Here is a 24,826-nt window from a genome sequence, read left to right on the forward strand (position 1 = left end):
ATCCGTGTCACGCTCTGTTTGGAAAGGTCCCTTCGTCGACAGCTATCTGCTGAAAAAGGCAGAGGCGTCGCGCGGCTCGGGTCGCAACGAGATCATCAAGACCTGGTCTCGCCGTTCGACCATCATGCCGCAGTTCGTCGGTCTGACGTTCGGGGTCTACAACGGCAAGAAGTTCCTGCCGGTGCTGGTGACCGAGAACATGGTGGGCCACAAGTTCGGCGAGTTTGCGCCGACGCGCACCTTCTACGGCCACGCGGCGGACAAGAAGGCCAAGAGAGGTTAGTTCGATGGGTAAGCCGAAGCATCCCGGCCGTCTGTCCGAGACCGAAGCGCGCACCGTAGTGCGCAACCTGCGCACCAGCCCGCAGAAGCTGAACCTGGTGGCGGCCTCGATCCGCGGCCTCTCGGCTGAGGCCGCGCTGGCCGAGCTGACCTTCTCCAAGCGCCGCATCGCCAACGATGTGAAGAAGGCGCTGCAGTCGGCCATCGCCAACGCGGAGAACAATCACCAGCTGGACGTCGACCGTCTCTATGTCTCCGAGGCTTCGGTCGGCCGCAGCTTTGTCATGAAGCGCTTCCGTGCCCGTGCGCGCGGTCGCGCCGGACGGATCATGAAGCCCTGGAGCCGCCTGACCGTGGTGGTCCGTGAGCGCGAGGAAACGGCGTAATGGGTCAAAAAGTCAATCCGATCGGCCTTCGGCTGGGAATCAACCGGACCTGGGATTCCCGCTGGTTCGCGGACGACAACTATGCGGACCTGCTGCACGAGGACCTGCGCATCCGCAAGTACCTGCGCCAGCGTCTGCAGCAGGCCGGCGTGTCGCGCATCGTCATCGAGCGGCCGGCCAAGAAGGCGCGGATCACCATCCACACCGCGCGTCCGGGCGTGGTCATCGGCAAGAAGGGCGCCGATATCGAGAAGCTGCGCGGCGCCCTGCAGAAGATGACCCAGAGCGAGGTGCATCTGAACATCGTCGAGATCCGCAAGCCGGAGATCGATGCCCGGCTGGTCGCCGAGAACATCGCCAACCAGCTGGAGCGCCGGGTCGCCTTCCGCCGCGCCATGAAGCGTGCGGTGCAGTCGGCCATGCGCCTGGGCGCGAGCGGCATTCGCATCAACTGCGGCGGCCGCCTGGGCGGCGCCGAGATCGCGCGGACCGAGTGGTACCGCGAGGGCCGCGTGCCCCTGCACACGCTGCGGGCCGACGTGGACTACGGCGAGGCGACGGCGCAGACCACCTATGGCGCCTGCGGCGTCAAGGTCTGGGTGTTCAAGGGCGAGATCCTGGCCCATGACCCCATGGCCCAGGACAAGCGGGCGCAGGACGCCCAGGCGGGGCGCTGAGAGCCCGGCCTGATCAGTAGAGTTTGAGGAACGACAGCGATGCTGCAGCCGAAACGAACGAAATACAGGAAGGCCCACAAGGGCCGCATCCATGGCAAGGCCAAGGGCGGCACGACGCTGAACTTCGGCGCCTATGGCCTCAAGGCGACCAGCCCGGGCCGCGTCTCGGCGCGCCAGATCGAGGCGGCGCGGCGGACCATCACGCGCCACATGAAGCGTGTCGGCAAGCTGTGGATCCGTGTTTTCCCGGACGTTCCCGTGTCCTCCAAGCCCGCCGAAGTGCGCCAGGGCAAGGGCAAGGGCTCGCCGGAGTGGTGGGCCGCGCGGGTCAAGCCGGGCCGGGTGCTCTTCGAGCTGGAGGGCGTGCCCCAGGAGCTGGCGCGCGAGGCCTTCATCCTCGCTTCGGCCAAGCTGCCGGTGAATACGAAGTTCATCACCCGCCTTGGCGGTGAGGAGGGCTAGGTCATGAAGGCCGGAGATCTGCGGACCAAGTCCGTCGACGAATTGAAGGAATCGCTGGTCAACCTGCGCAAGGAGCAGTTCAACCTGCGTTTCCAACAGGCGAGCGGACAGCTCGAAAATACGGCGCGGGTGCGGCAGGTTCGCCGCGACATCTCGCGAATCAAAACGATCCTGCGCGGTATGCAGCAGGCGGCATCTTAGGAGTTACGAGGCTATGCCGCGTCGTGTCTTGCAAGGAGTGGTGGTGAGTGACAAGGGCGACAAGACGGTCACCGTCTTGGTCGAGCGCCGGGTCATGCACCCCGTCTACAAGAAGTTCATCAAGCGCTCCAAGCGCTATCACGCCCATGACGAGGGCAACAAGTTCCATATCGGCGATACCGTGCGTATCCGCGAATGCCGCCCGATTTCCAAGACCAAGACTTGGGAAGTTGTGGCGGACGGCGATCAGGCCGCTTAGGGCAAGGAAAGGGCCAGACCGATGATCCAGATGCAGACGCAGCTAGACGTCGCCGATAACTCGGGCGCCCGGCGGGTGCAGTGCATCAAGGTGCTTGGCGGCTCGAAGCGCAAGACCGCCGGCGTGGGCGATGTGATCGTCGTTTCCGTGAAGGAAGCGATCCCGCGCGGCCGCGTGAAGAAGGGCGACGTCCACCAGGCGGTGATCGTGCGCACGGCCAAGGAAATCCGTCGTGGCGACGGCAGCACCATCCGCTTCGACAACAACGCGGCGGTGTTGATCAACAAGCAAGGGGAGCCGATCGGGACACGTATCTTCGGTCCGGTGACGCGTGAACTTCGTCAGAAGAATTTCATGAAGATCATCTCCCTGGCGCCAGAGGTGCTGTGATGGCCAAGAAGTTCAAGATCAAGAAAGGCGACAAGGTGGTGGTGACCACCGGTCGCGACAAGGGCAAGCAGGGCGAGGTTCTGCGCGTGCTGCGCGCCGACGACCGCGTGCTGGTTCAGGGCATCAACATGGTCAAGCGCCACACCGCGCCGACCCAGGCTTCCCCCGGCGGCATCGTCGAGAAGGAAGCTTCGATCCACATTTCCAACGTCGCCCATGTCGACCCCAAGTCCGGCCAGGCGACCCGCGTCGGCTTCAAGCTGGACAAGGACGGCAACAAGCAGCGGATCGCCAAGCGATCCGGCGAAGCCATCGATTTCTGAGCGAAGGTCAGTGAACATGAAACCGCGCTTGAAAGAGCACTACGATACCGAGCTGAAGCCCGCCCTGATGCAGGAGTTCAGCTACAAGAACCACATGGAGGTTCCGCGCCTGGAGAAGATCGTCATCAACATGGGCGTGGGCGAGGCCGTGGCGGATTCCAAGAAGATCAAATCGGCCGTCAACGAGATGACGCTGATTGCCGGGCAGCAGCCTGTGGTGACCAAGGCCAAGAAGTCGGTCGCCAGCTTCAAGCTGCGCGAGGGCATGGCGGTGGGCTGCAAGGTCACGCTCAGGCGCGAGCGGATGTACGAGTTCCTCGATCGCCTGGTGACCATCGCCTTGCCGCGGGTCCGCGATTTCCGCGGCCTTTCGGGCAAGAGCTTCGACGGGCGGGGCAACTATGCCATGGGCCTGAAGGAACAGATCGTGTTTCCGGAGATCGACTACGACTCGGTCGACGAGATTCGCGGGATGGATATCGTGATTTGCACGACAGCCAAGAGCGACGAGGAAGCCAAGGCCCTTTTGAGCGGCTTCCAGTTGCCGTTTCGGGCCTAGGGTCGGAAGGAAGAAGAGTTATGGCGAAGAAGAGTGCCGTTCAGAAAGACAAGGCCCGCAGGAAGATGGTGGACCGCTATTCCGGCAAGCGCGCCGCGCTGAAGGCGATCGCGCGCGACCGCACGCTGCCGCCGGAGGAGCGCTTTCAGGCCTATCTGAAACTTGCTGAATTGCCGCGCAACTCGGCCAAGGGCCGTCTGCGCAACCGCTGCCAGGTGACCGGGCGCCCGCGGGGCGTCTACCGCAAGTTCAAGCTGTCGCGCATTTCGCTGCGCGACCTGGCTTCGGTCGGTCAGATCCCTGGCATGGTTAAGTCGAGCTGGTAGGAGGTAGTCGGGCGATGGCGATGAGCGATCCCCTCGGAGATATGCTGACGCGTATCCGGAATGGGCAGCGGACCGGAAAGAGCAAGGTCCGGGCGCCGGCTTCGAAGATGCGGGCCAATGTCCTGGAGGTTCTGCAGCGCGAGGGCTATATCCGCGGTTTCAAGACCGAGGATGTGCACAGCGGCTTCAGCGAGGTCGAGATTGAGCTGAAGTACAACGACGGTGCGCCGGTGATCCAGGAGATCTCCCGCGTGTCGCGCCCCGGGCGCCGCGTGTATTCGAAGATCAAGGAACTGCCGCGGTTCTACAACGGCCTCGGTATCACCATCCTGTCGACGCCGCGCGGGGTCATGTCCGACCAGGAAGCCCGGGCGGCCAACGTCGGCGGCGAAGTGCTTTGCCGCGTCTTCTAGAGACGCAAGGTTTGAGGGACTGACAGTCATGTCACGAGTAGGCAAGAACCCGGTCGAGGTGCCCAGCGGCGTCGAAGTCGCCATCACGGGCGGTCTGGTCTCGGCCAAGGGCAAGCTTGGAACCCTGGACTTCGAGGCGACCGACGACGTCGTCATCAGCCAGGAGGACGGCAAGATCTGGGTCAAGCCGGCCAACGACGGCAAGCGCGCCCGCGCCATGTGGGGCACGGTGCGCTCGCGCATCCAGAACATGGTGATCGGCGTTTCCGAAGGCTTCACCAGGAACCTGGAGATCAACGGCGTCGGCTACCGCGCGGCGGTGCAGGGCCAGTCCCTGAACCTGCAGCTGGGCTTCAGCCACGATGTGGCCTATCCGATCCCCGAGGGGATCACCATCAAGTGCGAGAAGCCGACATCGATCGCGGTGAGCGGTGCGGACAAGCAGAAGGTCGGCCAGGTGGCGTCCGAGATCCGCAGCTATCGCCCCCCCGAGCCCTACAAGGGCAAGGGCGTGAAGTATGCGGAGGAAGTCATCCTGCGCAAGGAAGGCAAGAAGAAGTAAGGCGATGAAGACTTCACAGCAGCTACAGAATCGGCGCAAGCAGCGGGTTCGGTCTGGCCTGCGCCGCAAGTCCAGCGGGCGGCCGCGCCTCTCGGTGTTCCGCTCCGGCCGGCACATCTATGCCCAGGTGATCGACGACGGCGAGGGCAAGACCATTGCGGCGGCCTCCACCGTCGATGCGTCGCTGAAGGAAAAGCTCAAGAACGGCGCCGACAAGGCGGCAGCGGCCGAGGTCGGCAAGCTGGTGGCCGAGCGCGCCGTGGCAGCGGGCATCAAAGAGGTCGTCTTCGACCGCGGCAGTTACCTCTTTCACGGGCGCGTGAAGGCCTTGGCCGATGCCGCGCGTGAAGGCGGTTTGACGTTCTAAGGAAAGATAAGGCTATGGCACGAGGACCCCGCGAGGGACGCTCACGCGACGATCGCCGTCAGCGCGACAACGACGAGCCGGAACTGATCGAGAAGCTGGTTGGCATCAACCGTGTCGCCAAGGTCGTCAAGGGCGGCCGACGCTTCGGTTTTGCCGCCCTGGTGGTGGTCGGCGACGGCCGCGGCCGGGTCGGCCACGGCCATGGCAAGGCGCGCGAGGTGCCCGAGGCCATCCGCAAGGCGACCGAACAGGCCAAGAAGGACATGGTCCGCGTGCCGCTGCGCGAGGGGCGCACGCTGCACCACGACATCCGCGGCCGTTTCGGCGCCGGCAAGGTGCTGCTGCGCGCCGCAGAGGCCGGCACCGGCATCATCGCCGGCGGCCCGATGCGCGCGATCTTCGAGGCGCTCGGCGTGCAGGACGTCGTCGCCAAGTCGGTGGGCAGTTCCAACCCGCACAACATGATCCGTGCCACCTTCGAGGCGCTTGGCCGCAGTGCCAGCCCGCGCATGGTCGCCCAGCGCCGCGGCAAGAAGGTGGCCGAGGTGCTCGGCCGCCGCGACACGGCGGCTGCCGAAGCCAGGGAGTAGACCTGTCATGTCTGCGGCAAAGAAGACCCTGAAAGTCACCCAGATCGCCAGCCCCATCGGCCGCACGAAGGACCAGCGGGCGACCCTGGTGGGCCTGGGCCTCAACAAGATGAACCGTTCGCGCGAGCTGGAAGACACACCGGCAGTGCGCGGCATGATCAACAAGGTCAGCCATTTGGTGCGCGTCGAAGGCGAAGGCTGAGGCGCGAAACGGGCGGGGGAGGGCGTTCCAAGGCCGCCCCGCTGAGGACAAAAAGCTATGAAACTCAATCAGTTGAGCGATAATCCCGGGGCCGCGAAGGCGCGCAAGCGGATCGGCCGCGGCATCGGCTCCGGCACCGGCAAGACCTCCGGCCACGGCCATAAGGGCCAGAAGGCGCGCTCGGGTGTCGCGATCAAAGGCTTCGAAGGCGGCCAGATGCCGCTGCACCGGCGTCTGCCCAAGCGCGGCTTCAACAACATCTTCGCCAAGAGCTACAAGGTGGTGAACCTGGGCCGTCTGCAGGCCGCCATCGATGCCGGCCGGCTGGACGCGAAGAAGCCGGTCGACGGCGCCGCGCTGCAGGAGGCCGGTGTGGTGAAGACCCTGCGTGACGGGATCCGCTTGCTTGCAAAGGGTGAGTTGAAGGCCAAAATAGACATCACGGTGGCCGGCGCCTCAAAGGCGGCGGTGGAAGCCGTGGAAAAGGCCGGTGGCAGCGTGACCGTGGTGCAGAAGGCGCCTGTGGCTGCCGGCGAAGCGGCTGAGGCCGCCCCGGCGTCGGAATGATCGGGGGGCTGCGCCCAACCCGAACGCGAGAGACCTAGCCCATGGCTTCTGCTGCCGAGCAACTTGCTGCCAACATCAATTTCGGCGCTTTCGCCAAGGCGCCGGAGCTCAAAAAGCGCATCTGGTTCACGCTCGGCGCCCTGATCATCTACCGGCTCGGGACCTGGATCCCGATTCCCGGCGTCGATCCGCAGATCCTGGAGCAGATCTTCTCGCAGCAGGCCGGTGGCATCATCGGCATTTTCGACGTTTTCGCCGGCGGCGCGCTCAGCCGCATGACGATCTTTGCCCTCAACATCATGCCCTACATCTCGGCTGCCATCATCATGCAGCTGCTGACGGCGGTGTCGCCGACGCTGGAGGCCTTGAAGAAAGAGGGTGAGGCCGGTCGCAAGACCATCAATCAATACACCCGCTACGGCACGGTGCTGCTAGCCGTGTTTCAGTCCTACGGCATTGCCGTCGGCCTGGAATCGACCCAGGGCCCCAGCGGTTCGGCGGTGATCGACCCCGGCATGTTCTTCCGCCTGACGACGGTCATCACCCTGACCGGCGGGACGATTTTCCTGATGTGGCTCGGCGAGCAGATCACCCAGCGCGGGGTCGGCAACGGCATTTCTCTGATCATCTTTGCCGGGATCGTCGCCAACCTGCCGCTCGCGCTCTTCGAAGTGCTGGAACTCGGGCGCGTGGGTTCTCTGTCGGCCCTGGTTATCGTCCTTCTGCTCGTCGGCTCCATCGCCGTGGTCGCCTTCATCGTTTTCGTGGAGCGGGCCCAGCGGCGCATCGTGGTGCAGTATCCGAAGCGCCAGGTCGGCAACAAGATGTTCGGCGGCGAGGCTTCGCATCTGCCGCTGAAGCTCAATCCCTCCGGCGTCATTCCGGTGATCTTCGCCTCCTCGCTGCTCCTGCTGCCGCTGACGGTGGCAGGCTTTTCGGGCACCGGCGGGCCGGAGTGGCTGGCGTGGCTGACCGCGACCCTGGGGCCGGGGCAGCCGCTCTATCTGGCGCTCTACGCCGCCATGATTATCTTCTTTGCCTTCTTCTACACCGGCATTGTGTTCAATCCTGACGACACGGCGGATAACCTGAAGAAGCACGGCGGCTTCATTCCCGGCATCCGCCCCGGCAAGAACACGGCGGATTACCTGCGCCGCATCATGACGCGCCTGGGCACCGTCGGGGCCCTTTACCTGGCCTTCGTGGCGCTGATGCCGGAAATCCTGCGCTCCGAGTACAGTATTCCCTTCTATTTCGGCGGAACCTCGCTGCTGATCGTGGTGACGGTCACGATGGACACGGTCGGACAGATCCATGCGCATCTGCTGGCGCAGCAGTATGAGGGCCTCATCAAGAAATCGAGACTGAAGGGGCGGCGGGGATGAATGTGATTCTTTTGGGTCCGCCGGGAGCGGGCAAGGGGACCCAGGCCAAGCGCCTGGAAGAGAAGCACAGGCTGATCCAACTCTCCACCGGCGACATGCTGCGGGCGGCCGTGGCCTCCGGCAGCGATCTCGGCAAGAAGGCGAAAGAAATCATGGATGCCGGCAATCTGGTGCCGGACGACCTGATGATTGCCATGATCTCCGACCGGATCGACCAGCCGGACTGTGCCAACGGCTTCATTCTGGACGGCTTTCCCCGCACCACTCCCCAGGCCGAGGCGTTGGACCGCATGCTGGAGGAGAAGGGCCTGAAGCTGCACTCGGTCATCGAGATGAAGGTTCAGGACGAGATCCTGGTGGATCGGATCACCGGGCGGTACACCTGCGCCAGCTGCGGCGCCGGCTATCACGAGCGCTTCCAGCAGCCCAAGGTCGAGGGCGTCTGCGACGTCTGCGGCGGCACAGAGTTCAAGCGGCGCAGCGACGACAACGCGGAAACCGTGCGCAGCCGCCTGGCGGCCTACCACGCCCAGACCGCGCCGATCCTGCCCTACTACGCCGAAAAGGGCGTTCTGAAGGCCATCGACGGCATGACCGAGATCGATCGGGTGACCGAGCAGATCGAAGACGCTCTGGGGGCCGCTTAGTGGTTGACTCGGGCCTCCCCGTTTCTATAATCCAGCCTTTCCGGCGCCTCTGGCGACCGGACTCCTCTGCTTGTCTAGATACTATAATCGGGTGCTTGCGTGCCCGGGTGCGCGGCGTTTAAGGAGTTTGCGAAGTGGCACGTATTGCGGGCGTTAACATTCCGACGCAAAAGCGGGTCGAGATCGCCTTGACCTACATCCACGGCATCGGCCGGACCAAGGCCAGCGAGATCTGCCAGAAGGTGGGCATCCCGCGGGAGCGCCGGGTCAACGAACTGACCGACGACGAGGTTGTGCGGGTCCGTGAGGCCATCGACCGCGACTACGTCGTCGAGGGCGATCTGCGCCGCGACGTGGCGATGAACATCAAGCGCCTGATGGACCTGGGCTGCTACCGCGGCCTGCGCCATCGCAAGGGGCTGCCGGTGCGCGGCCAGCGGACCAGCACCAACGCGCGCACCCGCAAAGGCCCCGCCCGTCCGATCGCCGGCAAGAAGAAGGCCGCCCGCTAGACGACGCCCAGTGCGAGACAACGCCCAGAGCGAGACAGCGCCCAGAAACCGAACCGCAGCCCTTTAGCAGCAGGAAACGAGCACCAAGGCCATGGCCAAACCCCAAGCGCGTCTGCGCCGCCGCGAGAAGAAGAACATCACTTCCGGCATTGCGCATGTGAACGCCACCTTCAACAACACCATGATCACCATCACCGACGTGCAGGGGAACACCATCTCCTGGTCCTCCGCCGGTGGTCAGGGCTTCAAGGGATCGCGCAAGTCGACCCCCTACGCCGCGCAGATCGCCGCCGAGGACGCCGGCCGCAAGGCCCAGGAGCACGGCATGCGCACCCTGGAAGTCAATGTGAAGGGGCCCGGATCGGGCCGCGAATCGGCACTGCGGGCCTTGCAGGCGGTGGGCTTCACCATCACCGCGATCCGCGACGTGACGCCGATTCCGCACAACGGCTGCCGTCCCCCGAAGCGCCGCCGCGTCTAGGGCCGGCCTCAGGGCTTCGGCCCGGGGTTTAGGGGACCCGGCATCGCCCGCTGCGCGATGCCAAGGCAATGGCGATGTCCGGAGGCTGCCGGCATCCCGCCATTCGGAGCAGACGGCAGAGCCGTCGTCGCTCGATCAGGAATTCGAACAGCCTTGAAGTCGTGAGGGCACCAGCGTGCTGCAGAAAAACTGGACTGAAATGATCAAGCCGTCAAAGCTGGACATCCAGCCGGGACCGGACGCCCACCGGGTTGCCAAGGTGGTCGCCGAGCCGCTGGAGCGGGGCTTTGGCCTGACCCTCGGCAACGCCTTGCGCCGCGTTCTGCTGTCTTCGCTGCAGGGCGCTGCGGTAACGTCGATCCAGATCGATGGCGTGCTGCACGAGTTTTCCTCCATCCCCGGCGTGCGCGAGGACGTGACCGACGTCGTGCTGAACGTCAAGGCCATCGCGCTGCGCATGGGCGGCGAGGGGCCGAAGCGCATGCGTCTGCGGGCCGAGGGGCCGGGCGAGGTGACCGCCGGCCAGATCGAGACCGGGCATGACATCGAGATCATGAACCCCGGCCTCGTGCTCTGCACGCTCGACGACGGCGCGCGCATCGACATGGAACTCACGGTCGACACCGGCAAGGGTTACGTGGCGGCAACCCAGAACCGTCCGGAAGACGCGCCGATCGGCCTGGTGCCGGTCGACTCGATCTTCTCCCCGGTGCGCAAGATCTCTTACAAGGTGGACAACACCCGTGTCGGCCAGGTCACCGACTACGACAAGCTGACCATGGAGATCGAGACCAACGGCGCCGTGACGCCCGAAGACGCCGTGGCGCTGGCGGCCCGTATCCTCCAGGACCAGCTGCAGCTCTTCATCAACTTCGAGGAGCCGCAGGCCCGCCACGACGAAGAGGCGCCCAGCGAGCCGCCGTTCAACCGCAACCTGCTGCGCAAGGTGGAAGAGCTGGAGCTGTCTGTCCGCTCGGCCAACTGCCTGAAGAACGACAATATCGTCTATATCGGCGATCTGGTGCAGAAGACCGAGGGCGAGATGCTGCGCACCCCGAACTTCGGCCGCAAGTCGCTGAACGAGATCAAGGAAGTGCTGTCCTCCATGGGGCTCCATCTCGGTATGGAGATCCCGAGCTGGCCGCCGGAGAACATCGAAGAGCTGGCCAAGCGCCTGGAAGAGCCTTATTAGGACCGGCCCTTAGGACCAATTCGGTCGGGTCGTAAGTTTCGGAGCGTTCCGCTCCCCCCGTCCGTACCGGCCGTAAGCCCTAAGAGGCAGGCCTGGCGGGCGGCAACGTGATCGGTCTCGTGCGCGAGGCCAGGGTAGAAGGAAGGAACAGACATGCGTCATGGTCTTCACGGCCGGCGTTTGAACCGCACGGCAAGCCACCGCAAAGCCATGTTCGCCAACATGGCGGCCTCGCTCATCAAGCATGAGCAGATCAAGACCACCCTGCCGAAGGCAAAGGACCTGCGCCGCATCGTCGACCGCCTGATCACCCTGGGCAAACGCGGCGACCTCCATGCCCGCCGCCAGGCGCTTTCCGTCCTGCGCGACACGGCCCTGACCGAAAAGCTCTTCGACGAGCTGGCGGGCCGTTACAAGGAGCGCCACGGCGGCTACAGCCGGGTTCTGAAGGCCGGCCACCGCTACGGCGATATGGCGCCGATGGCCATCATCGAACTGGTCGACCGCGACATCGACGCCAAGGGCCAGGATTCAGGCCCGGTCCAGGACGAAGAGGACGACGGCGAGGAGGACTAACCCCGCCGAAATCGGGCCTCACAGCCCATCACGATGACGAAAGGCAGCCGGCGGGGGCTGCCTTTCTCGTTTGACCGTCCTGGACGAAGCCCCAATTATGGGGTGCGGGAAGCGTAAAACTTCGGGAGACGGCCCTTGATCGGCTGCGACTGGGTAGGGCTGCGGACCTTCAGGCACGGCCTTGCAGCTTTGGGTTTGGTGCTCGCCGGGAGTCTCGCCGCTGCGTTGGCCTTGCCCGCAGCGGCGCAGGACCGGGTGGTGCCTGAGAATCGCGACGAGGTCATGCTGTCCTTCGCTCCGGTGGTGAGCAAGGCCGCCCCCGCCGTCGTCAACATCTTCACCCGGCGCAAGGTGGCCCAGCGGCGCCCGGTGACCTCGCTGCTCGATGATCCCTTTTTCCGCCGTTTCTTCGGCGGCGGCCTGGGGGAGGAGCAGCGGCGCCAGCGTCAGCAGTCTTCTCTCGGCTCAGGCGTCATCGTCGATCCCCTGGGCTTTATCGTTACCAACGAGCACGTCATTAAGGGCGCGGAACTCATCAAAGTCGTGCTGAGCGACCGCCGCGAGTTCGAAGCCGAGCTGGTCTTGGCCGACCCGCGTACCGATCTTGCGGTGCTCCGGGTCGATCCCGGCGAGGAAGCGCTGCCGAGCCTCGCCTTCCGCGATTCCGACACCGTCGAGGTCGGCGACCTGGTGCTGGCCTTGGGCAACCCCTTCGGCGTCGGCCAGACGGTCACCAGCGGCATCGTCTCGGCCCTCGCCCGGACCCAGGTTGGGATCACGGATTTCAGCTTCTTCATCCAGACCGATGCGGCCATCAATCCGGGCAACTCCGGCGGCGCGCTGATCACCATGGACGGGCGCCTCATCGGCATCAACACGGCGATCTACTCGCGCAGCGGCGGTTCGGTGGGCATCGGCTTTGCCATTCCGGCCAACATGGTGCGCACGGTGGTGGCGAGTGCGCGGGCCGGTGGCGCCCTGGTGCGCGCCTGGACAGGGCTGTCCGGCCAGACCCTGACCTCGGACCTGGCGGAGGGGCTGCGCCTCGAACGGCCCGGCGGGGTCGTGATCAGTACGACCTACAAAGGCGGACCGGCGGATCGCGCGGGCATTCAAGCCGGCGATGTTGTGGTGACGGTGGACGACAAGCCCGTGAACGATCTGGAGGCGCTCAACTATCGCGTCGCCACGGGCGTGCTGGGGTCCACGGTGAAAATCGGGCTCTACCGCGAGGGCGCGCCGGTTTCGGCCGTTCTGCCGCTGGAGGCGCCGCCGGAAACCCCGTCGCGCAACGAAATCCGCCTGCTGGGCCACCACCCCCTGGGCGGAGCGATCGTTGCCAGCCTCTCCCCCGCCCTGGCGGAAGAGTTGGATCTCGACGGCCAGTGGGAAGGGGTCATCATCACCCGCGTCCAGCGCGGCACGCCGGCCCAGCGTGTCGGCTTCCGCAGCAACGACATCATCCTTTCCCTCAACCGGCAGAATTACACCCGCTCCTCCGATCTGGCGGCGGCGCTCGACCGCAGCGCCGAGCGCTGGGAGATCACCTTTAAGCGGGGCGGCAAGGTCCGCCGGGTCTCCTTCGGTTCCTGACAAGGCTCCCGCCTGATCCGGGCCTCTTTTTTGCCCCCTTGGGCCTTGCGAGGAGGTCGCATTAAGGCCAATCCAAAGCCCTCCGGCCTGCGTATAAGCATTTGTTTCATCAGTAAACCGGGCTTTGCGGGGCGGACACCCCGCGGATAGAGCCCCTCGGATGGCAGGGAGCAAGGCGCGTGACGGACAGGCACACCTCGAATTCCAAGCTTCATACCTTGGCTGCCGCTGGCCTGGTGGCCGCGCTCTGCAGCGCGCCCGCTGCTGCGAACGAGGCCCCGATGATCGATACGACGGCGAACCCGGCAAGCGAATTCCTGGCCGGCGAAACCCTGGCTTTCAAGGTCATGCGTGACGGCTCCCAGATCGGCCACCACAAGATCCGCCTGGAGGAGGTCGGCGACGAACTCCATGTCGAGGTGGATATCGAGCTGGAAGTGAACCTGGCCTTCATCACGCTGTTCCGCTACGAGCACACCAACAAAGAGATTTGGCGCGACGGGCGCTTGGTCTCCCTGGAGACCCGCACCAACGACGACGGCTCCGAGTACTGGGTCAGCGCCACGTCGACGCCGGAGGGCCTGTCGGTCGAAGGGTCGGCGGGCAGCTTCATTGCCCCCGCTGAAATCCTGCCCACGAGCTACTGGAACCCGGCAACGGTCGAGCAAAACGTGCTGCTGGACACCCAGCGTGGCGGCCTGCTGACGGTTTCCGCCCGGGCCAAGGGGTCAGAAGTGATCGAAACAGCGGAGCAGATTGTCGATGCACGCCGCTTCAAGCTGGACGGCGATCTGAAGGCTGACCTTTGGTATGCGCCGGATGGCGAATGGATGAAGATTGCCTTCGATGTCCGCGGTTCGACCATCGACTATGTTCCGGTCGGCCCTCATCCCGGCTTGCGGACTGCGCACCAGTCGAGCCAGCGCTAGAGCCTTACCGCGGGAAGGCCGCCTGCAGGCCCGCACCCCGCACCCCGCACTCCTCTGCTATTCTCTGGAACCGGCTGCCCGGTCCCGCCTCTCACAAGAGGCGGGATCGTTGTGGTAGTTCTGCCAAGGCCATCGTAACGGAGTTCGAAAAGCATCCATGTCGTTGCCCAAGGACCACTGTATCTGGATTACCGGCGCCTCACTGGGCCTGGGCCGGGCGCTGGCGCTGCGCTGCGCGCGCGAGGGCTGGCGGGTGGTGGCCTCGGCCCGCGGCCGTGAGCACTTGGAAAGCCTGGCCGCCGAGGCGGCCGATCTGGCCGGTGAGATCACGCCCTGTCCGCTGGACGTGACCGATGCCGAGGCGGTGGCGGCTGCAGTCCAACAGGTGGAAGCCGAAATTGCCCCGGTCGGTATTGCGGTTTTGAATGCCGGAACCCACCGTCCCATTTCGGCCGGGTCCTTTCGCGCCGGGGACGTGGAGGGCCTGCTGAAGCTGAACGTGCTGGGGATCGCAAACTGCCTGGAGGCGCTGCTGCCGCGGATGATCGCGCGCCGCCAGGGCCGCCTGGCTCTGGTGGCCTCGGTTGCCGGTTACGCCGGCCTGCCCACGGCGGCGGGCTACGGCGCCAGCAAGGCTGCGGTCATCAACATGGCCGAATCGCTGAAACCCGAGCTCGATCGCCTGGGCGTGACCGTTCAGGTAGTCAATCCCGGCTTCGTGCAGACGCCGTTGACGGACAAGAACGACTTCCCCATGCCTTTTTTGATGCCGGCCGACGACGCTGCAGAGGCCTTCTTCCGCGGCCTAAGGTCGCAGCGCTTCGAGATCGTCTTTCCAAGGCGCTTTGTCTATCTCATGAAGCTCCTGAAGATCCTGCCTTACCGGCTGTTCTTTGCGCTGACACGGCGCACGGTCCCCAGCCGGTAGGTCTGTCATCCCAACAACCTGATCACCTTGAGGCCTGCCTGGATGGTATCCCGCGACGCCGTTGCCACCTACATCGACTTCTTCGAGAACCTGACGCCCGAGGACTTGCCGCGGTTTGAGCAGGTCTTCGCGGCGGATGCCCGGTTTCGCGACCCCTTCAACGACGCGCGCGGCGTGGAGGCGGTGCGCCGGGTGTTCGAAAAGATGTTCGCGGACGTGGACGACCATCGCTTCCGGGTGCTGGATCATGCGGTCGATGGGAACCGTGCCTACCTGAACTGGGAGTTCCGGATCACGCCGCGCGGTAAGAAGCAGACACTCACGATCCTTGGCATGTGCACCGTGGACTTTCGCGAGGACGGAAAGGTGACCGCGCACATCGACCACTACGACGCGGCCAGTCAGCTTTATGAAAGCCTGCCTTTGATCGGCTCGCTTATGCGCTTTATCCGCCGCAAGATCGCGGCGGTGTGACCCTTCCCGACTGATCCTGACTGTGGGTACCGAGGTGCGTGGTGCTTCGCAGCGAAGCGCGTCTCTCGCCTATTCGGCGGCGACGTCCTGGCTTTCCAAGGCTCGGGCGGAGCGGACGGGCTCCTTGCGGAAAAAGATCGTCACTTCGCCGATCTCCAGACCGAACTTGCTCACCTTGGCGCGGTTCACCAGCACGTCGTCGGCCTGCAGGAACATCCAGTCGTCGAACCGCACGTTCCATACGGACTCGCCGATCGGCAGCGCCAGGGTGTAGCTCCAGTTCAGTGCGTTGCCGTAGGACACGCCCTCTGCGGCGCCGATGACGTCGGCGGCGGTTCCCTCGTAGCGATGCGCATCCAGTTTGCGAATGGTCCAGATGCGCTGCTGGGTTTCACCGTCGGAATAGACGAAGTCTTCCACCAGGGTGAGTGTATCCCCGTCCCAGGTGCCTTCGATGTCCACGACGAACTCGCGGCGCAGGGTGCCGAAACGATCCTCGAAGATTCCCCAGGCGCGGGTGTTGCCTGCGAAGTAGTCCTCGATGAGAAGGCGGGGTTCGCGCCCGTCGAATTGCTCCGGTTTCATGCTGCTGCAGCCTGCTGTGAGGAAGAGAAGGAAAAGTGCTCCGAACCAACGCTGAAAACCCATGTCATGTCTCTGCAACTGTTGATCGCCGTGCGGCGCGCCTGTCGATCAGAGTGCGGATCCGCAGCTGGCGTTGCGCGTTGATCGGAAAGCGCCAGACCAGTGCCACGGCGGCGACCTTGAACGCCACCGGCGCCAGCCCGTAGAGCAGGGACAGTGCCCAGACACCGTCGGTCTGTTCCGCTGCCGGGTCGAAGCCGGCCAGCGCAAGCAGCGGGAAGGAGATCCCGACCGCCAGCGCGAGCGCCAGTTTGGTCGCCACGCCCCAAAGCCCGAAGTAAACGCCCGCGCGTTCCTGGCCGCTGCGCAGGCTGTCCAGGTCGACCACGTCGGCCTGGATTGCCGGCGGCAGGGCAAGGTCGGCCCCCAGGGCGAAGCCGGAAAGTACGCAGATCACCAGGAAGGCCCAGGTGTCCCCCGGGCCCAGAAACGGCACCCAGACAAACACCGCGCAGGCCAGGGCCATCGCCGTGCACCAGGCGCGATGCTTGCCGATCCGCGCGGCCAGCCGCAGCCAAAGCGGCAGGGCGGCGATCCCGCAGGCAAAGTAGGTGAGGAGGAGTGGTCCGGTCCAAGATTCCGCGTCCAGCGCAAACTTCACAAACAACAGAAACAGAGTTGCCGGCAGCCCAACGGCTATCCCATTGAGGAAATAGGCCGAAACCAGCCTCAGGAAAGGGCCGTTGCGCAACAAAATGGCGACCGAACGGCGCCACGGAAGGGGCGGCGGCGGCCTCAGCCGGGGTTCGTGGACGGCCCAGCAGGCGAGAGCAACTCCAGGTGGTAATAGAATGATCACTGCAATCAAGAGCCACAGCAGGGTCAGGGCGCGGTCCTCGCCGGTGAAGCTCGGCAGCGCCGCGGCTGCGACGGTCCCGACGACCACGAAGGCTTCGCGCCAGGCCGTGATCCGGCTGCGCTCGTTGTAGCTCTGCGACAGCTCGGCGCCCCAGGCCGAGTAGGGCAGCAGGATCATCGTGCTGCCGAGATAGAGCGCCATGGTCCATCCGGCCAGGTAGAGCAGCCCCACGTCGGCCGGTGGCCGGAAGAGGAACCAGGCGCTGAGCAGCAGCAGCGGTACGCCCAGCAGCATCCACGGGCGCCGGCGGCCCCAGCGGGTCGGAAAGGCGTCGGAGAGACGGCCCATGAGAGGATCGGTCAGAAGATCCCAGATCCGTGCGACCAGCAGCGCGCCGCCTACGGCCGCCAGGCCCAGGCCCATGTCTTCGGCGTAGAAGGCCGGGAGAAAGACGTAGAGCGGTACGCCCAGGGCGGCCAGGGGAAGCCCCGGGAGACCGTAGGCAAACAGGGCGGACCGCGACAGGCCCGCGGCGGCGGTGCTCGATTGTGTCACCGGTCTAGCTGCGGGACAGCGCGATGTGACGGACGTCGATACGGCCGATTTTGAACCCGACGGCGCAATAGGCGAGATAGTAGTGCCACATGCGCCGGAAGCGTTCGTCGAAGCCAAGGCCGGCGATGCCGGGCCAGGCCGCCTCGAAGCGCTCCGACCAGGTCTTCAGGGTGCGGGCGTAGTCGAGCCCGAAGCCTCTGTCGCCCATCCACTCCAGCCCGGCCTGCTGCACACAGCTCTTCAGGGCCTCTTGCGACGGCAGCATGCCGCCGGGAAAGATGTAGCGCTGGATGAAATCGGCGCCGCGGCGGTAGGACCCCCAGATGGCATCATCGATCGTTATGATCTGAAGCGCGACGCGTCCTTCCGGACCCAGGGCCGAGCGCAGCTTGTCGAAAAACACCGGCCAGTACTGTTCACCGACAGCCTCGAACATCTCGATGGAAGCGACCCGGTCAAAGCTGCCGGTGACGTCGCGGTAATCCTGGCGGCGAATCTCCACCCGCTCGGCAAGGCCGTCCAGGTGAACCCGCTTGCGGGCGTAGTTGTACTGCTCCTCGGAGATCGTAATCCCCGTCACCCTGCAGCCGGTCTGCTTGGCCGCGTAGGCTGCGAAGCCGCCCCAGCCGCAGCCGACCTCCAGCAGGTGATGGTCGGGGGAGAGCTCGGCGAGTTCGGTCATCGCCTGGTATTTGTTCTTCTGGGCTGCTTCCAGGCTGTCGTCTGCCGAGGCGAAGACCGCCGAGGAATAGGTCATGCTGGGGTCCAGCCACTGCTCGTAGAAGGCGTTCCCCAGATCGTAGTGATAGGCGATGTTGCGCTTGGAACCGCCCTTGGAGTTCGGGCGCAGCAGGTGCGGGATGCGGTGCAGAAGGCGCATGACCGGATGGCCGTGGACGACCTTTTGCCAGGCCGCCTCGTTGAGAGCGCCGACCTCGATCACCGCCGCCAGGTCGTCGGTCTCGAAATCGCCGTCCATGTAGGCTTCGGCAAAGCCGTTGTGGCCGCCGAGCAGAACCCGGCGCACGAAGCGGGGCCGCACCACCCTGAGCGTGGCTGAGGGCCCGGGCTCGGCGCCCTCGAAGATCTGGCGCGACCCGTCCGGCAGTTCGAGCATGACCGAACCGGCGCGTAGACAACGGCCCAGGGTTATCAGCAGACTGTAAGGACCGAGTGACACCAGACTGTTTTGCCTAAGCTTCATCGCGATGTCCATACGGGTTTTGCGGGGAACGGCTAGGGGGCAATCGATGTCACGGCTTCGCCGGGCGGTGCGCCACGGCGGTGATAGCGGGCGCCCTTGCGCCAGATCCACAGCGCTTCCCAATGGATCGCCGCCATCACCTTCACGGTCATCAGCGGGTAGCGGAAGAAGGCGCGCCACAGGCCGCCGCGATCAATCGCCGTGCGGCGGCCGGTGAGGGTCGCCAGCAGGATCTCGCCATCGGGAACCGCCTGGCGGATCAGCACCGAGAGCCTGTCGCCGGGTTCGTGTAGACGAAAGCGGTAAGCAGCCTTCATCTGGATGAAGGGGGAGACGAAGAAACCCTTCTCGCAGCTCTGCAGGATCGGGCGGCCGCCGCGGTTTCCGTCTTCCACCGGAATCAGGTAGCAGTGCTGCTCTCCGAAGGTGTTCTTCACTTCATAGATGATGGCGCGCAGCGACCCGTCGCGGTGATGACAGAACCACAGCGTCAGAGGGTTGAAGACGTAGCCAAGGATTCGCGGAAAACAGAGCAGCCGGATCGCACCACCCTGCAGATCGATACCGGCGGCTGCGAGCTGTGTCTCGGCCCAGGGCCGCAAGGCCGAGCCGTCGCGCGGACCATGATCGCGGTCGTCGAAGCTGAAGATATTGAAACGGTTGTGCGACAGCAGCGGCAGCCGGCGCACCAGGCCGGGAAGCTCGTCCAGATCGACGAAGAGGGAGAAGACGCTGTAGTTGAAGCGATGGGAGAAGGGCCGCAGGCGCCGATGCATGACCTGCCCGAAGTAGAGGCAGGACCGCAGCGGGGAGGAGGTTCCTCTCCCATCCGTGTCCTCCGGCGCAGGCGCGGGCCTGGTCACTCCGCGGCCTCCAATACGGAGGCTGGGGTCACCGCCGCAGCGGCGGGACTGCGCGGTACGATCTCCCGCGCCCAGGGTGCCGGGGCACCCAGCGCCGCGGCAACGCCGAGGCCCGCCTGCAGGCCATCCTCGTGAAAGCCGTACCCGCAGTAGGCGCCGCAGAACCAAAGCCGCCGCATGCCTTGGATATCCGGCAGATCCTTCTGCGCCCGCAGAGCGGCGCCGTCGAAGATCGGGTGATCGTAGGTCAGGTCACGCAGAACACTGTCGGCGGCGGGCTCGCGCTCCGGGTTCAGGGTTACGAAAAGCGGGTGCCTGCGGTCGATGTTCTGCAGCCGGTTCATCCAGTAGGTTACGGAAACCTTCTGCTGGTGGCGACGGCTTGCGGTATGGACCTCGGCCGTCGAGCCGCTGGTGTAGTTCCAACTGGCCCAGGCCCCGCGGCGGCGCGGCATCAGCGTCGTATCGTCGTGCAGCACGGCGCGGTTCTTCTCGTACCGAAACGCGCCCAGGACCGCCCGTTCGGCCAGCGTCGCCTCCTTGCCGAGAATGCGCAGCGCCTGATCGGCATGGCAGGCCATTACGACCTGATCGAAGCGCTCTTCCTCCGCGCCGGGCACCTGAAGGTAGACGCCCTGCGGAGCGCGGCGCAGGCTCAGGATGGGGCTGGCCAGCCGAACCTTGCCCCTCAGTCTGCCAGCGATCCGCTTCACGTACTCGCGGCTGCCGCCGGAGACGGTGCGCCACTGCGGGCGCCCTGTCAGCAGCAGCAGCCCGTGATTCTCGCAGAACTGAATGAACGACCGGGCCGGGAAGGCCAGCATCTCCTCGAGGGGCGCGGACCATATTGCCGAGCCCATGGGCAGGAGGTGGTCGCGGGTGAACGCGTCGCCGTAGCCGCCGTGGTCAAGCAGTTCGCCCAGGCTCATGCCGGCCGTCTCCGCTTCCAGCATCGCGCCCGGCGCATCGCGGTAGAAGCGCAGCAGGTCGCGCAGCATCGACCAGAAGCGCGGGCTCAGGAGATTGCGTTTCTGAACGAAGAGCCCGGAGAAACTGCCGCAATACTCAAGGCGTCCGTCGTCGAGGGAAACGGAGAACGACATATCGCTGCGCTCGGTCTTCACGGCCAGCGCCTCGAAGAGCCGCGTCAGGTTGGGATAGGCCTGATCGTTGTAAACGATGAAGCCGGTATCGACGGGGATGCTGCCGCCTTCGACGGCGGCTTCCACGGTGTTCGAGTGCCCGCCAAGGCGGTCTTGCGCCTCAAACAGGGTTACGTCGTGATAAGGATCCAACGCCCAGGACGCGCCCAAACCGGTGATACCACTGCCAACAACCGCAATTTTCATTCTCATCCCTTGCGTCTTCTAGGCGCAACTTGCGGACCCTATGGTCGCCGAGTTTCTTAGAATCCGATTAGCGCTGCCTGTCCCCAACCCATCCGGCTTCGGTGCCTGCGGGAACCTGAAGGAACCCGGTTCGCACCGTTCGTCCGCGAGCCGTTTCTTGCCTTTTCGGCGACTACTTTGGACTGCCGTCTCCCATCCGTCACCTGCCAGGGATGCAAGTCCCGACCTGCTCATATCCCCTTGTGCTGATACGCCGCTAAACCCTTAATGGATCATGAAAAGTGGCGGGCTCCGGCAGAACGTGGAAAGCTGGCCGGTGACGGATACATCTATCCGCCCGCAGAAAACGATGGTGAAGCGGCAGAGGGCTACAGGGCCGGCGGTGTCATGACGGGATTGTTTGAGAGTCAGGCCCCCAGGCCCTTGGCGGACCGGCTGCGGCCGCAGACACTGGCGGAGGTCGTCGGGCAGGACCACGTGCTGGGACCGGACGCGCCGCTCGGGCGCATGGTCAAGGGGGGGCGCCTGGCCTCGCTGGTCCTCTGGGGGCCGCCGGGATGCGGGAAGACCACCATCGCCCGCCTGCTGGCGCAGGAAACGACGCTGGAGTTCGAGCCGCTCTCCGCCGTGTTCTCCGGCGTCGCCGATCTGCGCAAGGTCTTCGACCGGGCCAAACAGCGCCGCCTGGGTGGACGCGGCACCCTGCTCTTCGTCGACGAGATCCATCGTTTCAACCGCGCCCAGCAGGATGGATTCCTGCCCTATGTCGAGGACGGCACGGTCATCCTGGTCGGGGCCACGACCGAGAACCCCTCCTTCGAGCTCAACCCCGCACTGCTGTCGCGCTGTCAGGTCCTGGTTCTGAAACGGCTGGAAGACAGCGCCCTGCGGGAACTGCTGGCCCGGGTCGAGGCGCTGGAAGGGCGTGACCTGCCGCTGACCACCGACGCCCGGGCGGCCCTGATCGCCATGGCCGACGGCGACGGGCGCTACCTGCTGAATCTGGCCGAGGAGGTGCTGACGCTGGCCTCGGAACAGCCTCTCGACAGCGCCGACCTGGCGGCCGTTGTCCAGAAACGCGTGCCGCTCTACGACAAGGGGCAGGAGAGCCACTACAACCTGATCTCCGCCCTGCACAAGTCCTTGCGGGGCTCGGACTGCGATGCCGCGCTCTACTGGTTCGCCCGCATGCTGGCCGGCGGCGAGGACCCCCACTTCATCGCCCGACGCCTGGTCCGCTTCGCGGTCGAAGACGTCGGCCTGGCCGATCCGGACGCGCTGCTCCAGAGCATCGCCGCCTGGCAGGCCTTTGAGCGGATAGGCTCACCCGAGGGTGAACTGGCGCTGGCCCAGGCCGTCATCTACCTGGCGACCGCACCCAAATCCAACGCCGCCTACAAAGCCTACGGCGCTGCCGCGCGCTCGGCCAAGGACAGCGGTTCCCTGGCACCGCCGGCCCACATCCTCAACGCGCCGACATCGCTGATGCGCGACCTGGGCTATGGCCGTGGTTACCACTACGACCACGATGCGCCGGAAGCTTTTTCAGGGCAGGACTATTTTCCTGAGAATTTGGGCCGCCAGCTTTTTTACCATCCTGTCGAACGAGGGTTCGAGCGCGAGGTCCGCAAACGCTTGGATTACTGGGCGCGGCTGCGGGAGCGGCGCCACAGGGCGGATGAAGATAGGGTGGAGGAAGAGGACTCCTGATACAGCCTTGCGTTTGATGCGCGGCTGCTATTCCGCCTTGCTTATTGTTCCTGCGGCCAATGCTCGTACTTTGTCACCGGGACAAAGCTTCTCGCTCCGCTTAGACGGCGAGAAGGGCAGCCTATTTGAAATCGCTAGGCTCACTCATAGGGGCGTTATATGGCCAACTACTGCGTGCCTGACAAAGGCAAAGCAGCTTTACTCTGTATCTCCGCTCAACGTGACTTCATAACGCCGGGCTCGCCCTTGCGGGCCTGCGGCGTGCGCTCGGCCTTGCCCAGGATGCGAAAGCTCCTGGGAGCCTTCCGAGACGAAGGGGCGCCGATCTTCCATTCGGTCAGGCTCTACAAGGCTGACGGCTCCAACGTCGATGCCTGCCGCCGCCAGGCGGTGGAGGAGGGCATGCGGATCCTCATGCCCGGCACCCTGGGTGCGGAGCTGATCGACGAGGTCAAGCCCAGCGCCGGCGTGCGTCTGGACCCGGAAGTGCTGCTGGCGGGCGAGTTTCAGCTGATCGGCGAAAACGAGTTCGTCCATTATCGGCCGCGCTGGGGGGCCTTTCACGAGACCGGCCTCGAGGCCAGGCTGCGCGCGCTCGAGGTCACGACCCTGGTGATCTGCGGCTTCAGTTTCTCGACCGGCGGCCGGGCCTCGGTCTACGAAGCCTCGGCGCGGGATTTCCGCATCGTGCTGGTCGCCGATGCCCTGTGCAACGCGACCGAGGATGCGGTCCGCGAACTCGGGCGCATGGGCATCTACCTCATGGACAGTGCCAACTGCCTGAGCTGGCTGGGCAACGGTGGACCGCGTTCGGCGGCTGCGTAAGCGCCGCCGAAGATCCGGGTTTCCGCCGGGGCGTTTGCACCGCCGACCCCACTTTGTTAGCTAGAGAAGGCCCCGAGGGGCGGCTGCGCCGCTTCCGCGGTTCCGAAAGCGCTCGGCGAGCGAAGAGGCAAGGCGTATGCAGCTTCAGATCCTGATCGGTGTGGCCCTGGGGGGCGCTCTTGGCGCCCTGGGCCGCTACGTCATGGTGTCCCAGGTCAGTCACGCCTTCGGGCCGTGGCTCGGCGGCTTTCCTCTGGGGACGCTCAGCGTCAACGTCCTCGGCTCCTTTGCCATGGGCCTGCTCGTCGAAGCCTTCGCGCTGGCCTGGTCGCCGCCGGAGGCCCTGCGGGCTTTCCTGACGGTCGGCCTGCTGGGTGCCTTTACGACCTTTTCCACCTTTTCCATGGAGGCGGTTCTGCTCTACGAGCGCGGCGCATTGCTGCCGGCTGCCGGCTACATCGGCGCCTCGGTCGTTCTTTCGATCACGGGTTTCGTTGCGGGCCTGGCGCTGGTTCGGGCCGTGGTTGCCTGAGCGTTCCGACCGTGAGCGGGGTCCAGAAAGTCACCGTCGATGCCGGGGAGGCGGGCCAACGCCTGGACCGCTGGTTCCGCCAGCGGTTTCCCCAGGTGACGCAGGGCCGCCTGGAAAAGTGGCTGCGCAAGGGCGAGGTGCGGTTGGACGGCAAGCGCGCCAAGTCCGCCAGCCGGATCGAGGCCGGCCAGATCGTCCGGGTCCCGCCGCTGCCTGCAGCAGACGGCGCTCGCCCGCCTGCTGGACCAAAGCCGCAGAGGCTCTCCGCGGCGGAGGCCGCCGACCTTAAGGCACGGGTGCTTTACAGCGACGACACGGTGATCGCCTTCGACAAGCCGGCGGGCCTGGCCGTGCAGGGCGGCAGCGGCCAGAGCCGCCACCTGGACGGCATGCTGGAGGCCCTGAAGCTGGGCGCCGACGAGCGGCCCAGGCTTGTCCACCGGCTCGACAAGGACACTGCCGGTGTCCTGCTGCTGGCGCGCAGCGCGGCCGGCGCGCGGGCCCTGACGGCGGCCTTCCGCGCGAAGACAACCCAGAAGGTCTACTGGGCGCTGCTCAGCGGCGTGCCGCGGCAGAAGCGCGGGCTGATCGACCTTCCCCTCGCCAAACGCCAGACGGGTACGCGGGAGGCGATGGCCCCGTCCGAGCAGGAGGGCAAGCCGGCGCAGACGCTCTTCCGCGTGGTGCAGACCTATAGGGACCGGCTTGCCTGGGTCGTGCTGATGCCGCTGACGGGCCGGACCCATCAACTGCGCGTGCATTGTGCGGCCCTGGGGGCGCCCATCGTCGGTGACGGCAAGTACGGCGGCCGCGCGGCCTTTCCCGCAAAGCCCGCGCTGCCGAAGACGCTGCACCTCTTGGCGCGGGAACTGGCGCTGCCGCATCCGGAGGACGGCACGACCCTGCGTGTGGTCGCGGACCTGCCGCCCCATATGGCTGAAAGCTGGGAGGTTCTGGGTTTCGACCCGGCGAGAGGAGACGCCGCTCTGGACGGCCTCCTGACCTACGCGGAGGGTCTCAGCCACTCACCCCGGCGGGGGCGCAGCGTCTGACACAGTGCC

Annotated in this window: 35 protein-coding genes; 30 read left to right on the forward strand and 5 right to left on the reverse strand. The window is 65.4% G+C overall.

Annotated elements, in window-relative coordinates; all coding sequences use genetic code 11:
* Positions 1–4 precede the first annotated feature (4 nt).
* The 26 genes from rpsS (at position 5) to ACO06P_RS22930 (ending at position 15,283) form a co-directional block, all read left to right on the forward strand.
* The gene (gene rpsS, locus ACO06P_RS22805) at positions 5–283 is read left to right on the forward strand and encodes a 30S ribosomal protein S19 (RefSeq protein WP_299397228.1); all 279 of its coding nucleotides are present in this window, start codon (positions 5–7) and stop codon (positions 281–283) included.
* A 4-nt stretch (positions 284–287) separates the two neighbouring features.
* Positions 288–668, forward strand: a complete 381-nt coding sequence (rplV, locus tag ACO06P_RS22810) for a 50S ribosomal protein L22 (protein ID WP_420347525.1) — start codon at positions 288–290, stop codon at positions 666–668.
* Positions 668–1,345: a 30S ribosomal protein S3 gene (gene rpsC, locus ACO06P_RS22815; protein ID WP_420347526.1), complete on the forward strand. Its 678-nt coding sequence runs from the start codon at positions 668–670 to the stop codon at positions 1,343–1,345. Before rplV ends, rpsC begins: the two co-directional genes overlap by 1 nt.
* A gap of 39 nt (positions 1,346–1,384) precedes the next feature.
* A complete protein-coding gene (gene rplP, locus ACO06P_RS22820) occupies positions 1,385–1,807 on the forward strand; it encodes a 50S ribosomal protein L16 (protein WP_299397233.1) in 423 nt (140 codons plus the stop codon).
* Between the two features lie 3 nt (positions 1,808–1,810).
* Positions 1,811–2,008 (forward strand): 50S ribosomal protein L29, encoded by a 198-nt coding sequence (gene rpmC / locus ACO06P_RS22825; RefSeq protein WP_420347527.1) that lies wholly within the window; start codon positions 1,811–1,813, stop codon positions 2,006–2,008.
* A 13-nt stretch (positions 2,009–2,021) separates the two neighbouring features.
* A complete protein-coding gene (gene rpsQ, locus ACO06P_RS22830) occupies positions 2,022–2,267 on the forward strand; it encodes a 30S ribosomal protein S17 (RefSeq protein WP_420347528.1) in 246 nt (81 codons plus the stop codon).
* A gap of 21 nt (positions 2,268–2,288) precedes the next feature.
* Positions 2,289–2,657: a 50S ribosomal protein L14 gene (rplN, locus tag ACO06P_RS22835; protein ID WP_299397237.1), complete on the forward strand. Its 369-nt coding sequence runs from the start codon at positions 2,289–2,291 to the stop codon at positions 2,655–2,657.
* On the forward strand, positions 2,657–2,980 hold the full coding sequence (gene rplX / locus ACO06P_RS22840) for a 50S ribosomal protein L24 (protein WP_299397239.1): 324 nt from the start codon (positions 2,657–2,659) through the stop codon (positions 2,978–2,980). Before rplN ends, rplX begins: the two co-directional genes overlap by 1 nt.
* Before the next feature lie 16 nt (positions 2,981–2,996).
* On the forward strand, positions 2,997–3,539 hold the full coding sequence (gene rplE, locus ACO06P_RS22845; protein WP_420347529.1) for a 50S ribosomal protein L5: 543 nt from the start codon (positions 2,997–2,999) through the stop codon (positions 3,537–3,539).
* A 20-nt stretch (positions 3,540–3,559) separates the two neighbouring features.
* On the forward strand, positions 3,560–3,865 hold the full coding sequence (gene rpsN, locus ACO06P_RS22850) for a 30S ribosomal protein S14 (RefSeq protein ID WP_420347530.1): 306 nt from the start codon (positions 3,560–3,562) through the stop codon (positions 3,863–3,865).
* 14 nt (positions 3,866–3,879) lie between these two features.
* The gene (gene rpsH, locus ACO06P_RS22855) at positions 3,880–4,278 is read left to right on the forward strand and encodes a 30S ribosomal protein S8 (RefSeq protein ID WP_420347531.1); all 399 of its coding nucleotides are present in this window, start codon (positions 3,880–3,882) and stop codon (positions 4,276–4,278) included.
* Between the two features lie 28 nt (positions 4,279–4,306).
* Positions 4,307–4,840 (forward strand): 50S ribosomal protein L6, encoded by a 534-nt coding sequence (rplF, locus tag ACO06P_RS22860; RefSeq protein ID WP_420347532.1) that lies wholly within the window; start codon positions 4,307–4,309, stop codon positions 4,838–4,840.
* Between the two features lie 4 nt (positions 4,841–4,844).
* Entirely contained in the window at positions 4,845–5,207 is a 363-nt protein-coding gene (rplR, locus tag ACO06P_RS22865; RefSeq protein ID WP_420347533.1) for a 50S ribosomal protein L18, read from the forward strand.
* Positions 5,208–5,221: 14 nt separating this feature from the next.
* Entirely contained in the window at positions 5,222–5,797 is a 576-nt protein-coding gene (gene rpsE / locus ACO06P_RS22870; protein WP_299397250.1) for a 30S ribosomal protein S5, read from the forward strand.
* Between the two features lie 7 nt (positions 5,798–5,804).
* Positions 5,805–5,999, forward strand: a complete 195-nt coding sequence (gene rpmD, locus ACO06P_RS22875; RefSeq protein ID WP_420347534.1) for a 50S ribosomal protein L30 — start codon at positions 5,805–5,807, stop codon at positions 5,997–5,999.
* 57 nt (positions 6,000–6,056) lie between these two features.
* Entirely contained in the window at positions 6,057–6,566 is a 510-nt protein-coding gene (gene rplO / locus ACO06P_RS22880) for a 50S ribosomal protein L15 (protein ID WP_420347535.1), read from the forward strand.
* A 41-nt stretch (positions 6,567–6,607) separates the two neighbouring features.
* Positions 6,608–7,951, forward strand: coding sequence for a preprotein translocase subunit SecY (gene secY, locus ACO06P_RS22885; protein ID WP_420347536.1), 1,344 nt, complete (start codon positions 6,608–6,610; stop codon positions 7,949–7,951).
* Positions 7,948–8,598, forward strand: coding sequence for an adenylate kinase (locus tag ACO06P_RS22890; protein ID WP_420347537.1), 651 nt, complete (start codon positions 7,948–7,950; stop codon positions 8,596–8,598). The genes secY and ACO06P_RS22890 overlap by 4 nt, the downstream gene beginning before the upstream one ends.
* A 134-nt stretch (positions 8,599–8,732) precedes the next feature.
* On the forward strand, positions 8,733–9,110 hold the full coding sequence (gene rpsM, locus ACO06P_RS22895; protein WP_299397258.1) for a 30S ribosomal protein S13: 378 nt from the start codon (positions 8,733–8,735) through the stop codon (positions 9,108–9,110).
* A 91-nt stretch (positions 9,111–9,201) separates the two neighbouring features.
* Positions 9,202–9,591 (forward strand): 30S ribosomal protein S11, encoded by a 390-nt coding sequence (gene rpsK, locus ACO06P_RS22900; protein WP_299397260.1) that lies wholly within the window; start codon positions 9,202–9,204, stop codon positions 9,589–9,591.
* A 175-nt stretch (positions 9,592–9,766) separates the two neighbouring features.
* A complete protein-coding gene (locus ACO06P_RS22905; protein ID WP_299397262.1) occupies positions 9,767–10,783 on the forward strand; it encodes a DNA-directed RNA polymerase subunit alpha in 1,017 nt (338 codons plus the stop codon).
* A 153-nt stretch (positions 10,784–10,936) separates the two neighbouring features.
* A complete protein-coding gene (gene rplQ / locus ACO06P_RS22910; RefSeq protein ID WP_420347538.1) occupies positions 10,937–11,359 on the forward strand; it encodes a 50S ribosomal protein L17 in 423 nt (140 codons plus the stop codon).
* 258 nt (positions 11,360–11,617) lie between these two features.
* A complete protein-coding gene (locus ACO06P_RS22915; RefSeq protein WP_420347539.1) occupies positions 11,618–12,952 on the forward strand; it encodes a DegQ family serine endoprotease in 1,335 nt (444 codons plus the stop codon).
* A 179-nt stretch (positions 12,953–13,131) separates the two neighbouring features.
* Positions 13,132–13,881 carry a DUF6134 family protein gene (locus tag ACO06P_RS22920; RefSeq protein ID WP_420347540.1) on the forward strand — a complete coding sequence of 250 codons (750 nt, stop codon included), beginning with the start codon at positions 13,132–13,134 and terminating at the stop codon, positions 13,879–13,881.
* Between the two features lie 157 nt (positions 13,882–14,038).
* The gene (locus tag ACO06P_RS22925) at positions 14,039–14,809 is read left to right on the forward strand and encodes an SDR family NAD(P)-dependent oxidoreductase (protein ID WP_420347541.1); all 771 of its coding nucleotides are present in this window, start codon (positions 14,039–14,041) and stop codon (positions 14,807–14,809) included.
* Positions 14,810–14,851: 42 nt separating this feature from the next.
* The gene (locus tag ACO06P_RS22930) at positions 14,852–15,283 is read left to right on the forward strand and encodes a nuclear transport factor 2 family protein (protein ID WP_420347542.1); all 432 of its coding nucleotides are present in this window, start codon (positions 14,852–14,854) and stop codon (positions 15,281–15,283) included.
* A gap of 69 nt (positions 15,284–15,352) precedes the next feature.
* Here the strand turns inward: ACO06P_RS22930 and ACO06P_RS22935 are convergent, their stop codons facing one another.
* Genes ACO06P_RS22935 through ACO06P_RS22955 form a run of 5 tightly spaced genes read right to left on the reverse strand, consistent with a single transcriptional unit; the run spans position 15,353 to position 20,698 of the window.
* Complete coding sequence (locus ACO06P_RS22935) at positions 15,353–15,931, reverse strand: DUF3833 domain-containing protein (protein WP_420347543.1); 579 nt, start codon at positions 15,929–15,931, stop codon at positions 15,353–15,355.
* A gap of 1 nt (position 15,932) precedes the next feature.
* Positions 15,933–17,282, reverse strand: a complete 1,350-nt coding sequence (locus ACO06P_RS22940; RefSeq protein ID WP_420347544.1) for an MFS transporter — start codon at positions 17,280–17,282, stop codon at positions 15,933–15,935.
* Between the two features lie 4 nt (positions 17,283–17,286).
* Positions 17,287–18,486: a class I SAM-dependent methyltransferase gene (locus ACO06P_RS22945; RefSeq protein WP_420347545.1), complete on the reverse strand. Its 1,200-nt coding sequence runs from the start codon at positions 18,484–18,486 to the stop codon at positions 17,287–17,289.
* A 32-nt stretch (positions 18,487–18,518) separates the two neighbouring features.
* Positions 18,519–19,349 carry a DUF1365 domain-containing protein gene (locus ACO06P_RS22950; RefSeq protein ID WP_420347546.1) on the reverse strand — a complete coding sequence of 277 codons (831 nt, stop codon included), beginning with the start codon at positions 19,347–19,349 and terminating at the stop codon, positions 18,519–18,521.
* The gene (locus ACO06P_RS22955; RefSeq protein ID WP_420347547.1) at positions 19,346–20,698 is read right to left on the reverse strand and encodes an NAD(P)/FAD-dependent oxidoreductase; all 1,353 of its coding nucleotides are present in this window, start codon (positions 20,696–20,698) and stop codon (positions 19,346–19,348) included. The genes ACO06P_RS22950 and ACO06P_RS22955 overlap by 4 nt, the downstream gene beginning before the upstream one ends.
* A gap of 387 nt (positions 20,699–21,085) precedes the next feature.
* On the opposite strand from ACO06P_RS22955, the gene ACO06P_RS22960 reads away from it, so the two are divergent.
* From ACO06P_RS22960 to ACO06P_RS22975, 4 genes are all read left to right on the forward strand, one after another.
* Positions 21,086–22,408, forward strand: a complete 1,323-nt coding sequence (locus tag ACO06P_RS22960) for a replication-associated recombination protein A (RefSeq protein WP_420347548.1) — start codon at positions 21,086–21,088, stop codon at positions 22,406–22,408.
* A 159-nt stretch (positions 22,409–22,567) separates the two neighbouring features.
* Positions 22,568–23,233: an isochorismatase family cysteine hydrolase gene (locus ACO06P_RS22965; protein WP_420347549.1), complete on the forward strand. Its 666-nt coding sequence runs from the start codon at positions 22,568–22,570 to the stop codon at positions 23,231–23,233.
* Positions 23,234–23,369: 136 nt separating this feature from the next.
* A complete protein-coding gene (locus tag ACO06P_RS22970; RefSeq protein ID WP_420347550.1) occupies positions 23,370–23,765 on the forward strand; it encodes a fluoride efflux transporter FluC in 396 nt (131 codons plus the stop codon).
* Between the two features lie 11 nt (positions 23,766–23,776).
* A complete protein-coding gene (locus tag ACO06P_RS22975; protein ID WP_420347551.1) occupies positions 23,777–24,817 on the forward strand; it encodes an RluA family pseudouridine synthase in 1,041 nt (346 codons plus the stop codon).
* Positions 24,818–24,826: the final 9 nt, after the last annotated feature.

Origin of the sequence: Pelagibius sp., from assembly GCF_965227505.1 — a bacterium.
Taxonomy (GTDB): Bacteria; Pseudomonadota; Alphaproteobacteria; order Kiloniellales; family Kiloniellaceae; genus Pelagibius.

What these genes read in the sequence shown, in the direction of transcription:
- rplV (WP_420347525.1), top strand. Translation starts at nt 288, where the DNA reads ATGGGTAAGCCGAAGCATCCCGGCCGTCTGTCCGAGACCGAAGCGCGC.
- rpsC (WP_420347526.1), top strand. Translation starts at nt 668, where the DNA reads ATGGGTCAAAAAGTCAATCCGATCGGCCTTCGGCTGGGAATCAACCGG.
- rplP (WP_299397233.1), top strand. Translation starts at nt 1,385, where the DNA reads ATGCTGCAGCCGAAACGAACGAAATACAGGAAGGCCCACAAGGGCCGC.
- rpmC (WP_420347527.1), top strand. Translation starts at nt 1,811, where the DNA reads ATGAAGGCCGGAGATCTGCGGACCAAGTCCGTCGACGAATTGAAGGAA.
- rpsQ (WP_420347528.1), top strand. Translation starts at nt 2,022, where the DNA reads ATGCCGCGTCGTGTCTTGCAAGGAGTGGTGGTGAGTGACAAGGGCGAC.
- rplN (WP_299397237.1), top strand. Translation starts at nt 2,289, where the DNA reads ATGATCCAGATGCAGACGCAGCTAGACGTCGCCGATAACTCGGGCGCC.
- rplX (WP_299397239.1), top strand. Translation starts at nt 2,657, where the DNA reads ATGGCCAAGAAGTTCAAGATCAAGAAAGGCGACAAGGTGGTGGTGACC.
- rplE (WP_420347529.1), top strand. Translation starts at nt 2,997, where the DNA reads ATGAAACCGCGCTTGAAAGAGCACTACGATACCGAGCTGAAGCCCGCC.
- rpsN (WP_420347530.1), top strand. Translation starts at nt 3,560, where the DNA reads ATGGCGAAGAAGAGTGCCGTTCAGAAAGACAAGGCCCGCAGGAAGATG.
- rpsH (WP_420347531.1), top strand. Translation starts at nt 3,880, where the DNA reads ATGGCGATGAGCGATCCCCTCGGAGATATGCTGACGCGTATCCGGAAT.
- rplF (WP_420347532.1), top strand. Translation starts at nt 4,307, where the DNA reads ATGTCACGAGTAGGCAAGAACCCGGTCGAGGTGCCCAGCGGCGTCGAA.
- rplR (WP_420347533.1), top strand. Translation starts at nt 4,845, where the DNA reads ATGAAGACTTCACAGCAGCTACAGAATCGGCGCAAGCAGCGGGTTCGG.
- rpsE (WP_299397250.1), top strand. Translation starts at nt 5,222, where the DNA reads ATGGCACGAGGACCCCGCGAGGGACGCTCACGCGACGATCGCCGTCAG.
- rpmD (WP_420347534.1), top strand. Translation starts at nt 5,805, where the DNA reads ATGTCTGCGGCAAAGAAGACCCTGAAAGTCACCCAGATCGCCAGCCCC.
- rplO (WP_420347535.1), top strand. Translation starts at nt 6,057, where the DNA reads ATGAAACTCAATCAGTTGAGCGATAATCCCGGGGCCGCGAAGGCGCGC.
- secY (WP_420347536.1), top strand. Translation starts at nt 6,608, where the DNA reads ATGGCTTCTGCTGCCGAGCAACTTGCTGCCAACATCAATTTCGGCGCT.
- ACO06P_RS22890 (WP_420347537.1), top strand. Translation starts at nt 7,948, where the DNA reads ATGAATGTGATTCTTTTGGGTCCGCCGGGAGCGGGCAAGGGGACCCAG.
- rpsK (WP_299397260.1), top strand. Translation starts at nt 9,202, where the DNA reads ATGGCCAAACCCCAAGCGCGTCTGCGCCGCCGCGAGAAGAAGAACATC.
- rplQ (WP_420347538.1), top strand. Translation starts at nt 10,937, where the DNA reads ATGCGTCATGGTCTTCACGGCCGGCGTTTGAACCGCACGGCAAGCCAC.
- ACO06P_RS22925 (WP_420347541.1), top strand. Translation starts at nt 14,039, where the DNA reads ATGTCGTTGCCCAAGGACCACTGTATCTGGATTACCGGCGCCTCACTG.
- ACO06P_RS22930 (WP_420347542.1), top strand. Translation starts at nt 14,852, where the DNA reads ATGGTATCCCGCGACGCCGTTGCCACCTACATCGACTTCTTCGAGAAC.
- ACO06P_RS22935 (WP_420347543.1), bottom strand. Translation starts at nt 15,931, where the DNA reads ATGGGTTTTCAGCGTTGGTTCGGAGCACTTTTCCTTCTCTTCCTCACA.
- ACO06P_RS22945 (WP_420347545.1), bottom strand. Translation starts at nt 18,486, where the DNA reads ATGAAGCTTAGGCAAAACAGTCTGGTGTCACTCGGTCCTTACAGTCTG.
- ACO06P_RS22955 (WP_420347547.1), bottom strand. Translation starts at nt 20,698, where the DNA reads ATGAAAATTGCGGTTGTTGGCAGTGGTATCACCGGTTTGGGCGCGTCC.
- ACO06P_RS22960 (WP_420347548.1), top strand. Translation starts at nt 21,086, where the DNA reads ATGACGGGATTGTTTGAGAGTCAGGCCCCCAGGCCCTTGGCGGACCGG.
- ACO06P_RS22965 (WP_420347549.1), top strand. Translation starts at nt 22,568, where the DNA reads ATGGCCAACTACTGCGTGCCTGACAAAGGCAAAGCAGCTTTACTCTGT.
- ACO06P_RS22970 (WP_420347550.1), top strand. Translation starts at nt 23,370, where the DNA reads ATGCAGCTTCAGATCCTGATCGGTGTGGCCCTGGGGGGCGCTCTTGGC.